The organism is Colwellia sp. RSH04 (assembly GCF_003545765.1).
GTDB lineage: Bacteria > Pseudomonadota > Gammaproteobacteria > Enterobacterales > Alteromonadaceae > Colwellia.
On the sequence record NZ_QXIO01000002.1, the window covers coordinates 1 to 10,818 of the forward strand.

The window sequence follows — 10,818 nt, forward strand, 5'->3', positions numbered from 1 at the left end:
CGGTGTTTCACCTGCTAAATTTGAGGAAGCGTATTTTTCTGAGTTAGAAACTGTCTAGTGAAATCTGGGAAGTCCATGGTTTGGTATTTTCCTTACCAACAAAAATGTACTTAACGTTTTTATTGGTAAAACGAGAATCTGAAAACCCCAAAAAAGATTCCGATTAGGCGATATTTAATAATAATATTTGTTTTTTATAACTTTATTTACCATTCAAGCTAAAAAATGCCTCAATAGGCATGATTACCCCTACCTAAAAGCCTATTTTCGTGTAAAATCAAGCTCATTTTTTATTATTAAAATTAGTCTATTTAAAGTGTCTGGCATTTAAGACGCTTAGCCCTGTTTTAGAGGAAACCATGAATTTAGACACCACAACTTTAGATGAGATTGTCTCACAAGCTGAATTAGCGATAAGTGAAGCATCAGATCCCGCAGCCCTTGATCAGGTTCGCGTTAACTTTTTAGGTAAAAAAGGTTTGTTTACCGAGCAAATGAAAGGCTTGGGCAAACTACCTAAAGAAGAAAAGCCTAAAATGGGTCAAGTAATCAACATTGCCAAACAAAAAGTACAAAAATTACTGAATGAACGTGGTGAGTTGTTAAGAAACGAAGAGATAAAGCAAAAGTTAGCAGCTGAGTCTATTGACGTTACCTTACCTGGCCGCGGTACCCAAATAGGTGGGTTACATCCAGTTAGTCGCACGATTGAAAGAATTGAAAGTTTTTTTGGCGATTTAGGCTTTTCGGTTAAAGCGGGACCTGAAGTTGAAGATGATTATCATAACTTTGATGCGCTAAATATTCCTGAACATCACCCGGCAAGACAGGATCATGATACGTTTTATTTCAACCCTAAGCTTGTGCTACGTACACAAACGTCAGGTGTTCAAATTCGTACTATGGAAGTTGAAAAGCCACCACTTAGAATTATCTCGCCAGGTAAAGTGTATCGTAATGATTATGATCAAACACATACCCCAATGTTCCATCAGGTTGAAGGGTTAATGGTTGATAAAGATGTAAGTTTTACACATTTAAAAGGTGTGTTGCATGATTTCTTACATCACTTTTTTGAAGAAGAAGTTGAAATTCGTTTTAGGCCTTCATATTTCCCATTCACTGAACCGTCAGCTGAAGTAGATATTATGGGTAAAAATGGTAAATGGTTAGAAGTACTCGGTTGTGGCATGGTACATCCTAATGTATTACGAAGCGTAGGTATTGATCCAGAAGTGTACACAGGTTTTGCTTTTGGTATGGGCGTAGAGCGTCTAACAATGCTGCGATATGGCGTAAATGATTTACGTGCATTCTTTGAAAACGATCTTCGCTTCTTAAAACAGTTCAAGTAGGAAAGCCAATAATGAAATTTAGTGAATCTTGGTTACGTGAGTGGGTAAACCCTGCAATTTCTTCAGATGACTTAGCTCATCAAATTACTATGGCAGGACTTGAGGTCGACGGTGTTGACCCTGTTGCTGGCCAGTTTAACAATGTTATTGTTGGTGAAGTCGTTGAGTGCGGCCAACATCCTGATGCCGATAAGTTACAAGTTACCAAAATAAGCCTTGGTGATTATAGTTCAGATACTGTTGCTCAAGGTGAATTAGTTGATATCGTTTGTGGTGCTAAGAATTGTCGTTTGGGTTTAAAAGTGGCTGTTGCAACCGTAGGTGCTGTTTTACCTGGCGATTTTAAAATTAAAAAAGCTAAGCTAAGAGGCGTTCCTTCTCATGGTATGCTGTGCAGTGAGTCTGAATTAGGGCTTGCAGAAAGCAGTGATGGTATTTTAGAACTACCACAAGATGCACCTATTGGTACTTGTGTTAGAGAATATTTAGATTTAAACGATGTTACTATTGATGTTGATTTAACGGCAAACCGCGGTGATTGTTTAGGTATTAAAGGCTTAGCAAGAGAAGTTGGTGTACTTAACTCAATGTCTTTTAATCATCCAGCTATCAATACAATCACACCAAGTATTGATGATACTCGTGATATTAATATTGCAGCCACTGAAGCTTGCCCTCGTTATTTAGGTCGAGTAATCAAAGGCATCAATGCAAATGCTCAAACACCATTATGGATGGTTGAAAAGCTACGTCGTTGTGGTACCCGTTCAATAGACCCTGTTGTTGATGTAACCAATTATGTGTTACTCGAACTAGGCCACCCTATGCATGCTTTTGATTTAGCTAAAATTGAAGGTAATGTGAATGTACGTTTTGCTCAAAAAGATGAGAAGTTAGTCTTACTTGACGAGAATGAAGTAACCCTTAATGAAGAAACATTAGTCATTGCGGATGATAACAAAGCACTGGCTATTGCGGGTATTTTTGGCGGTTTACATTCAGGTGTTACTACACAATCTACAGATATCTTTTTAGAGAGTGCATTTTTCGCACCGTTAGCTATTTTAGGTAAAGCACGTCAATATGGTTTGCACACAGATGCATCTCACCGTTATGAACGAGGTATTGATCCAGAGCTTCAACGAGAAGCAATGGAGCGTGCTACCGAATTATTACTTGATATCGTTGGTGGTTCTGCTGGTCCAATAGTTGAAACAAACTCCGAGCAAGATTTACCTCAATCAAAATCAGTTGAACTTCGTCGCATAAAATTAGACGGTCGTATAGGTCATCATATTGAAGATGATAAAGTTGATGATATTCTGACACGATTAGGTTTTGAAGTGACGGCTAGTGGCGCTGACAATGACAAAGTATGGAGCGTAATTGTTCCTGCTTATCGATTTGACATTAGTATTGAAGTTGATTTAATCGAAGAAGTTGCACGTATTTTTGGCTATAACAACATTCCAAATATTTCACCTTCAGCTGCGCTTAAAATGCGAGAGCAAAAAGAAGCGATACTTTCAGTTAGTAAGTTAAAGCAAGTGTTGGTGAATCGCGATTATCAAGAAGCGATTACCTACAGTTTTGTTGACCCTAAAACTCAATCGTTATTGCACCCTGAACAAGAGGTGATGACGTTACCGCATCCTATTTCATCGGAAATGTCAGTGATGAGATTGAGTTTATGGACAGGATTATTACAGTCTGTCGCTTACAACCAAAACCGTCAACAAGGCAGGGTACGTCTTTTTGAAACAGGATTGAGATTTGTTCCTGATGAATCGGCTGAAAACGGTGTTCGTCAAGAAAACATGATTGCTGGTGTTATCAGTGGTCAACGTGTTGATGAACACTGGAGCATGGAAAAAGCGGCGACTGATTTTTATGATATGAAGGGTGATGTTGAAGCCTTACTTTCATTAACGGCTAATGCCGATGCTTATGAGTTTTCTAAAGCTGAAATCGATGCTTTACACCCTGGGCAAACAGCAAAAATAACTCGTGCAGGTAATGTTGTAGGATATGTAGGAAGCTTACATCCTGAATTAGAAAGGAAATTAGGCCTTAATGGACGCACATTAGTTTTTGAATTATTACTCTCTGAAGTATTAACTCAAAATATACCTGAAGCGCGCGAAATTTCTCGCTTCCCAGCAAATAGACGTGACTTAGCTGTAGTGGTTAAAGAAGAAGTTGCTGCAAAAAAGGTGTTACAACTTATTGAAAAGGTTGGCGGAAATTATTTAATTGATCTAAACTTGTTTGATGTGTACCAAGGTAATGGCGTTGAAGAAGGTTATAAGAGCCTTGCTATTGCACTGATACTGCAAGATACAAGTAAAACACTTGAAGAAAAAGACATCTCAGATGTTATTGATCGAGTTGTTGATACATTGAAATTAGAGTTAAATGCATCACTGAGGGATTAAGCAATGGCGCTTACCAAAGCAGAAGTAGCAGAACATTTATTTGAAAAAGTTGGGCTGAGCAAGCGCGACGCAAAAGAAATGGTCGAAATATTTTTTGAAGAAATCCGTGAAACTTTAGAAAGTGGCGAACAAGTAAAGCTTTCTGGTTTTGGTAATTTCGACCTGCGTCAAAAAAGCGAACGTCCAGGTCGTAACCCTAAAACAGGTGAAGATATTCCAATTTCTGCACGTAAGGTCGTTACCTTTAGACCAGGCCAGAAGTTGAAAAGCCGAGTTGAAGACGGAAATAGCTAAATATTAATAAGGAGCACTTTCTCTGTGTTCTCCTTATTAAATACTTATCTATAGCCAATGTTCAAAAAAAGTAAAACACCCTTCATTGTGTTATTACATTTATTTTGCTTGATTAAATTTTAAAAAAACTGCGACATTGTTGCAGCTTTTTTGCTTTAGTGTTGCCAAATTTGCATTATTTGTACTCAGCACTGTGCCGCAAAACTCGCATTCGCGATTTACTCATTCAAAGATATGTTCTTATTAACTAGATCACTAGGGTTACTGTTCGAAAGTGATTTTATATACCTCAATAGCTCCTTAGCTTGAGTTTGTGAAAAATGAACCCGACTTCTTAAGACGTTATCGAAACCGCTCTGATTAAGCTGTAATAATAATTCATTATCGGGTATTACCGTTTGATTGTTTATAATCCAATGATAACGATACAATAACTGACATGCAGTAGGGTATTCCTTATGCTTTATTGCATTTAAAAATGCTGACGCAAGTTGACGTTGCTCTTGTTTAGTGAAGTCTTTATAAAAATCCAATAACCAAATGCGGTGTCGCATTAACAGTGAATAGCCAAAGAATAATATGGTTATTGATAGGACTATAAGTATTATAATTTTTACGTTTATTAAGTAAAACCATGCCTTGTCTGTACTGTTCTGTATTCGTTTTCCTGAAACTTGCCATTGTTGCGCTGGTATTGATATTTTCTCAAGTTGCTGTGTTTGCGTATTCCACCAATACAAGTATTGTTCTGGTATTTGATAAGTACCTGATGATTCGAAAATATAGGTGTTAGATTCAATGCGCGTACCTAATAAAGTACCTCGATTACTTTTATCAAAAACTTGTGGTGGTTTTTGATAAATACTGACGCCTTCAATTGAGGGGATAATGAAAGGTGGAATCATCATCGCAGGAGTATCTTTAGCGGTTATCGTAATAATTTGATTAACCGCGTCTCCTAAAGAGTAATTGGTATCATTGTCAAAACTGCCTTCTATAGTGACTTTTACATCAGGAGAAACAATAAAATGTTCAATACTTTTTAACACTTGTGGTAATGCGACAGTCAATCGTTGCGGTTTTGTATAACCTGTACCTTCAATAATACCATTGTGCTCAGAATTTACTGAAACGAATACTTCAATAGGTGGAATCTGATATTCACCTTGTTGTGTTGGATAGAAAGTAATTTCGCGAGTTTGAGTACTCCACGTCTCTCCATCTATACGTTTACTGCCATTGATTGCTAATTCGCTACTAGATAAAGTCACGGCATTAGCAATTTTGAACGGCTTTAATCGTGTGCCCGCAGAAAACCAACGATTTGTTGCAATCTCAATAGACAAAGTAACAGGTTGGCCAACAATAGGATTATTTGCTGATTTCATTGTTGTCGTGATAGTTAGTTGTTTATCTTGGATTAAAGTCTCTAAAGGGCTGGCATAACTCAACTTAATGTTCAGAAGTAAAGCTAAAAAAATAACTTTCATAACGTATAAGAACGATAAGGGCAAAATATTAACGTTACTCATCAGTGTCGTCCTTATTAGTGTTAATCGTTTCCTTTTGCTTGCTTGATGTCAGTTGTAAGTAAAATTTATGAGAGAGAAAACGCTCAGGGTTTTTCTGTACTTGCCTTAACCACATATCATTTAAATTATCATCAAGGAGTAACTGCTCTGAGGTGAGTTGTTCAAGTTCTTGTTGTGGACCATCTTTTCGCTCTGCGCCATCGGCAGTTTGAGGTTCATCACCAAGCTCTTTTGAAGATTCACCTTGTTCAGCTTTTTGGCTAGCCGATAAGAGGTTAATTTCATCAATAATCGCTTGGACTCTAACTAAGTTGGTTTGAGCAGCAAGGTAATTAGGAAACTTTTGCACAGTATATTGGTACAAATTACGCGCTTTAATATATTCTCGTCCGTGAGCTAATGCGTTAGCTTGAGCAAGCAAATCCTCTTTATGGCTAAACTGACTATATAATGTTGCAGACGTTTTAAACTCTTGCGCACCATAAGCACTAAACGCCTGCCAACGAGCATCGATGAAGGTTTTACTTGCCTCACTGTATTTGCCTTGATAAAAAAGCCATTGCCCTAGTTGATCTTTAGTCAGCCATAGGTTAATAAATACTTGTGGTTTTAGCAGAGCGAAACAGAGCAAACAGGCACTTACAATACTGAGCAATAATATTTTATGTTTGCTTGTCAAACGAGTGACATATGTGATGAGTTTAGCGGTATTTGCTAAAGATAAGTTGCTTACCATTGTAAAGTCCACCCCTTTCTAAACCAAAAAAGAAAGATGAAACTTATTAAAAAGACTAGGGGGTAACCTGCATCATGCCAAGGCCGACTTTTGTCATCAACGATAACAAGGTTATTTTCTATATAACGGTTAACTTGTTTTACATCCTGTTGGTCGTGAGTCATTGTTACTAGTCTGCCGTCTCCTGCACGAGCTAAGGCTTGAAGTTGTGGTAACTGCATTGCAATTAGGGTGTTATCAGGCTCTGTAGTTAAACGCTCTTCAGTTTGACCTATAGCCCATACAATTAATTGATGCTGCTGTTTGTTGAAAAACTTTGTAAACTGTTGATTAGTTTCTTGAGTTGCACCGTCACCAATCATAAGTAGTGTGCCGGGGACTTGGCTTGACGCAAGTAGGCTGTCTGCGAGGGGCAGTACTGTTTGTGGTATTTTACCTTTAATTGGCATTAAGTTGGGTGTGAGAACATCAAGGAAATGTCTAATCATTTCTCTGTCGTTAGTGATCGGCATAACCGTATGAGCACTACCAGCATAGGCAATGAGCGCTGTTTTTGTGTCGCCTCTCAGTTCCAGTAATTGCAATATTTTTTGTTTAGCTCTAAGCAGCCGACTAGGTTGGATATCATTTTGTTCCATCGTTTCAGAGACATCTAATGCAATGATCAATGGTGCATTGTTCTCACTAAAAGGCGATGGCTGCTGTTGCCAAGTAGGTCCCATTAAAACTAAACATAAAGGAACTGATATCGCCAAAGAGAGCTTTTGTGGTGATAACCAATGAGTGTTGTTTCCTTCAACAGTTAGTTTTTTCAAAATATTAGCAGACATGACTTTTCGCCAAACCGCTAACGTATCATCACGTTGAGCAAATAACTTTAAGATCACAATAAAAGCGATGAATGCTAAAAACCAATAAGGCCTGAGAAAGTGAAAGTGTTGTAAGCTAGTTAAGTCCATCGCTATTTCGCCTTACTTTTGGGTGGTGCACTGTTTACTTTTTTGTTTGTAAAGTAATAACGTATACTGACGAGAGACAGCGAAATTAAATAAATTGAGGCAAAGATAATTATCGGATAATGATGAATGCTAGTGCGGGGTCTAAACGATAATGAATCAAAGAGTTGAGGCTCCATTTCATTTATTTCTTCATAGACTTTATTTAGCTCTTCTCGGTTAAGGGCTTGAAAGCTTTTTCCACCAGTTATATCACTCATTCTTTGTAATACTTGTAGATCAACTTTTTCTTCACCCACTGCTGATGGGTCACCAATAGCGATAGTGTAAATTTTAATATTGTAACGAGCTGCCACTTTAGCCGCTTCAACAGGAGGAACCTTTGAGCCTGTATCATTGCCATCAGTAAGCGCAATCAGTACGCGATTTTCAGTCTCAGAACTTTCAAAGACACTAATTGCTAAACCAATTGCATCGCCAAAGGCAGTACTTTGACCAGCCATGCCAATTTCACTTTCATTAAGCAAAGTTAACCAAGTGTCTATGTCGGCAGTGAAAGGTGCTTGTAAATAAGGGGCATCACCAAATAAAATTAAGCCAAGTCGATCATGTTCTCGGTGTTTAGCAAAGTTCGCTAAAACTTGTTTTACAGCAGTTAACCTATCAACGGTTTGTTTGTTTATTAAGGTAAAATCTTCAACAGACATCGAACCAGATAAATCAACAGCGACCATCAGATCTCGAGCTGATTTTTGCTGTTCAATCGCGGGTCCAATAATTTCTGGTTTTGCCATAGCAGTCACTAGACATACCCAAGCGAACACAATAAATAACCGCTGTATATTATTTCTATTTAATAAGACGGCACCACTTTGTGGTTTTTCGCCAGTAACATCGACTAACCGAGCGAAGTAGGGGACTTTAACTGATGGCTTTCGTTCTTTGTAAGCGGGTGCAAGCCACACAATGAGTAAAGGTAATGGCAACAGAATAAAAAATACAGGTGAGGAGAATTCAATCATTTTGCCCCCTGTGGTGTTTTATCCAGGTTGAAACGTGTTGAAGTAGTATTTGCTTTTCTTGTGATGATAAGTTGAACTCTGGCGCAAATGCGAGCTGATGCAATACCATTGAACAACTCGCAGTGAAGTCTGTTTCTTTGCACTGGCTATCTAACCAAGAATCCCAATCACTTCCAGTAAGAGAAGTGATTTTTGTACGATCATAGGCGGTGATTGCTGTTTTGCGCAGTAATACGGGTAGTTGTCGATAATACCACTCTTCATCTGACTGATATTGCTTTAGCCATGCGAGTGCGTTACGACGATAGGCATTACGTTTGTATTTTTTGTATTCAGCAATCACTTTGAAACATAAATAGAAAAAGAGTATGACAAAGGTAATTTTCCAGCCGATGGTTTGGGGCAACCAACTGATTGCCTCAGGGGGGGGGGGTTCTACTATTTTTTCTAATAAATAGTTTCCCCAAGGTTTATCAAACGCTATTGTTTGTTGAGTGTTATCTACTGACATTTAACCGCCCCCAAACGCTTTACGTACTTGCTTATCAACAGGTGTTAAAGTATCGATAGACAATAGCGGAATACGGTATTTTTTAGCAGTATCTGTATAGGTTTTAAGTTGCTGTGCTATTTCTGCTTGGTATTTTTGTTGTGTTTTTGCATCTTGAGAAGAAAATTGTATTTGCCAATTGCCATCGCTGACCACCATTTGCTGCATTTTAGGCAGTTGCATCTCTAAGGGATCAAATACATGACAAGCGATAACTTCATTATGTTGACGTAACTGCTTAATATGATCGCTACTTTGTTTATCCCAGCCATGTCCGTCTCCGATAAGAAAGACTAAAGCATTATGGCCACACACATTACGTAGCTTCATCAACATTTTATTATAAGCGAGAGAAAGTGATTTATGATCTGTTGCTGCTTGGTTATTTACCACACAAAGTTGATGATTTTTTTTGATAACTTCTGACAAAATACTAATAACATGTTGGTGACCTCGTTTAGCTGGTATCACTTTGATGTCTTTGTCATTATAAATAACAGCACCAATACGGTCGCCAGTTTCTATAATGCGCCATGCCATTAAGGCTGCTAGTTCTGCAGCGATGACAGATTTCATTTTTGCTTGGCTACCAAAAAACATAGTCATTCTTTGATCTATGGCTAAATACACGTTACGTTCTTTTTCTTCAGTGTAAACTTTTATATGAGGCTTACCTGTTCTTTGAGTAACTTTCCAGTCCATGGCTCTAATATCATCACCAGGGCGGTAATGTCTTAGTTCTTCAAAGTTAAGCCCTCGACCACGTAAACGCGAAACATGTTTACCTGAAAGTAAGCTATTAACTGGCTGGTTAGGTAAAAAATTAAAGCCTTGAGTTTTATATTGTAAACGTCGTAATTCGTTCAAATTAGCATAAACTTGATTATCAGCATGCTTGTTCGCTTCATCAGAGAAGGATTGCTTAGACATGTTTTGCCCTCTAAGCTACAGCTACCTGAATTAAAATTTCATCGATTACCTTGTCTGCTGTAATACCATCAGCCATCGCGTCATAGCTAAGCACTATACGGTGGCGTAATACATTATGGACTATACCTCGAACATCATCAGGGTCGACAAAGCTTTTGCCTTTTAACCACGCAGCAGCCCGTGCACATTTATCTATAGAGATACTCGCTCTTGGGCTTGAACCGACACTAATCCATTGTTGCAAAGGTGATTCTTCAAAACGCTCAGGTTTTCTTGTCGCCATAACAATACCAACAATGTATTTAACCATGGCATCACTCATGTGAATTTGATGGATTTCTTCTCTTGCTGTAAAAATATGCTCAGCATCTATTGCTGGAAAATCAATAGGGGCTTTTTCTTCACTTCGCACTAAATTAATTATTTGTTCTTCAGCTTCGTCATCAGGGTAATCTACGGTAACTTTCATGATGAAACGATCCATTTGCGCTTCAGGTAAAGGATACGTTCCTTCTTGTTCAATAGGGTTTTGTGTTGCTAAGACCATAAAAAGTTTTGGTAAAGAATAGGTTTTACCTGCAACCGTTATTTGCCTCTCTTCCATAGCTTCTAGAAGTGCCGCTTGTACTTTTGCAGGCGAGCGGTTTATTTCATCAGCGAGTAAAATGTTATTAAATACTGGGCCCGGCTGAAAGGTTAATGTTGGCTTACCGTCTATATCTTGATAAACCTCAGTACCTGTAACATCAGAAGGCAATAAATCAGGCGTAAACTGAACACGCCCCAAATCAACCATGAGTGATTTAGCCAAACTTTTTACAGAACGCGTTTTAGCCGTGCCTGGCAAACCTTCAAGGAGAACATTACCATTAGTCAATAGTGCTAATAACAAACAATCAACAACATGTTCTTGACCTATAACTGATTGCTGAATTTGATTTTTTAATTGTTGCAAGGCTTCTAAGCTTTGACTCATTATTCATCCTTTAATATGTTTTGTTTACTGGT

General features: G+C 38.2%; 10 protein-coding genes. 3 read left to right on the plus strand and 7 right to left on the minus strand.

The window, feature by feature from the left end; translation table 11 throughout:
- The first annotated feature begins 359 nt into the window (after positions 1–359).
- Genes pheS through D1094_RS03525 form a run of 3 tightly spaced genes read left to right on the plus strand, consistent with a single transcriptional unit; the run spans position 360 to position 4,084 of the window.
- Positions 360–1,355, plus strand: coding sequence for a phenylalanine--tRNA ligase subunit alpha (gene pheS / locus D1094_RS03515; RefSeq protein WP_118958724.1), 996 nt, complete (start codon positions 360–362; stop codon positions 1,353–1,355).
- Positions 1,356–1,366: 11 nt separating this feature from the next.
- Positions 1,367–3,790, plus strand: coding sequence for a phenylalanine--tRNA ligase subunit beta (gene pheT, locus D1094_RS03520; RefSeq protein WP_118958725.1), 2,424 nt, complete (start codon positions 1,367–1,369; stop codon positions 3,788–3,790).
- A 3-nt stretch (positions 3,791–3,793) separates the two neighbouring features.
- Positions 3,794–4,084, plus strand: a complete 291-nt coding sequence (locus D1094_RS03525) for an integration host factor subunit alpha (RefSeq protein ID WP_118958726.1) — start codon at positions 3,794–3,796, stop codon at positions 4,082–4,084.
- 218 nt (positions 4,085–4,302) lie between these two features.
- On the opposite strand, the gene D1094_RS03530 is transcribed toward D1094_RS03525, so the two are convergent.
- From D1094_RS03530 to D1094_RS03560, 7 genes are read right to left on the minus strand one after another with little or no spacing between them, the layout of a single operon-like run.
- Positions 4,303–5,616 (minus strand): BatD family protein, encoded by a 1,314-nt coding sequence (locus tag D1094_RS03530; RefSeq protein WP_118958727.1) that lies wholly within the window; start codon positions 5,614–5,616, stop codon positions 4,303–4,305.
- Complete coding sequence (locus tag D1094_RS03535; RefSeq protein WP_118958728.1) at positions 5,609–6,352, minus strand: hypothetical protein; 744 nt, start codon at positions 6,350–6,352, stop codon at positions 5,609–5,611. The genes D1094_RS03530 and D1094_RS03535 overlap by 8 nt, the downstream gene beginning before the upstream one ends.
- Positions 6,346–7,311 carry a VWA domain-containing protein gene (locus D1094_RS03540; protein WP_118958729.1) on the minus strand — a complete coding sequence of 322 codons (966 nt, stop codon included), beginning with the start codon at positions 7,309–7,311 and terminating at the stop codon, positions 6,346–6,348. Before D1094_RS03540 ends, D1094_RS03535 begins: the two co-directional genes overlap by 7 nt.
- A 2-nt stretch (positions 7,312–7,313) precedes the next feature.
- Positions 7,314–8,330 carry a VWA domain-containing protein gene (locus D1094_RS03545; protein ID WP_118958730.1) on the minus strand — a complete coding sequence of 339 codons (1,017 nt, stop codon included), beginning with the start codon at positions 8,328–8,330 and terminating at the stop codon, positions 7,314–7,316.
- On the minus strand, positions 8,323–8,841 hold the full coding sequence (locus D1094_RS03550; RefSeq protein ID WP_118958731.1) for a DUF4381 domain-containing protein: 519 nt from the start codon (positions 8,839–8,841) through the stop codon (positions 8,323–8,325). The genes D1094_RS03545 and D1094_RS03550 overlap by 8 nt, the downstream gene beginning before the upstream one ends.
- Positions 8,842–9,810 carry a DUF58 domain-containing protein gene (locus D1094_RS03555; RefSeq protein WP_118958732.1) on the minus strand — a complete coding sequence of 323 codons (969 nt, stop codon included), beginning with the start codon at positions 9,808–9,810 and terminating at the stop codon, positions 8,842–8,844.
- Between the two features lie 10 nt (positions 9,811–9,820).
- Positions 9,821–10,786: a MoxR family ATPase gene (locus tag D1094_RS03560; protein ID WP_118958733.1), complete on the minus strand. Its 966-nt coding sequence runs from the start codon at positions 10,784–10,786 to the stop codon at positions 9,821–9,823.
- Positions 10,787–10,818 lie beyond the last annotated feature (32 nt).

Coding starts and splice junctions, on each gene's coding strand:
- pheS (WP_118958724.1), top strand. CDS start 360: ATGAATTTAGACACCACAACTTTAGATGAGATTGTCTCACAAGCTGAA.
- pheT (WP_118958725.1), top strand. CDS start 1,367: ATGAAATTTAGTGAATCTTGGTTACGTGAGTGGGTAAACCCTGCAATT.
- D1094_RS03525 (WP_118958726.1), top strand. CDS start 3,794: ATGGCGCTTACCAAAGCAGAAGTAGCAGAACATTTATTTGAAAAAGTT.
- D1094_RS03530 (WP_118958727.1), bottom strand. CDS start 5,616: ATGAGTAACGTTAATATTTTGCCCTTATCGTTCTTATACGTTATGAAA.
- D1094_RS03535 (WP_118958728.1), bottom strand. CDS start 6,352: ATGGTAAGCAACTTATCTTTAGCAAATACCGCTAAACTCATCACATAT.
- D1094_RS03540 (WP_118958729.1), bottom strand. CDS start 7,311: ATGGACTTAACTAGCTTACAACACTTTCACTTTCTCAGGCCTTATTGG.
- D1094_RS03545 (WP_118958730.1), bottom strand. CDS start 8,330: ATGATTGAATTCTCCTCACCTGTATTTTTTATTCTGTTGCCATTACCT.
- D1094_RS03550 (WP_118958731.1), bottom strand. CDS start 8,841: ATGTCAGTAGATAACACTCAACAAACAATAGCGTTTGATAAACCTTGG.
- D1094_RS03555 (WP_118958732.1), bottom strand. CDS start 9,810: ATGTCTAAGCAATCCTTCTCTGATGAAGCGAACAAGCATGCTGATAAT.
- D1094_RS03560 (WP_118958733.1), bottom strand. CDS start 10,786: ATGAGTCAAAGCTTAGAAGCCTTGCAACAATTAAAAAATCAAATTCAG.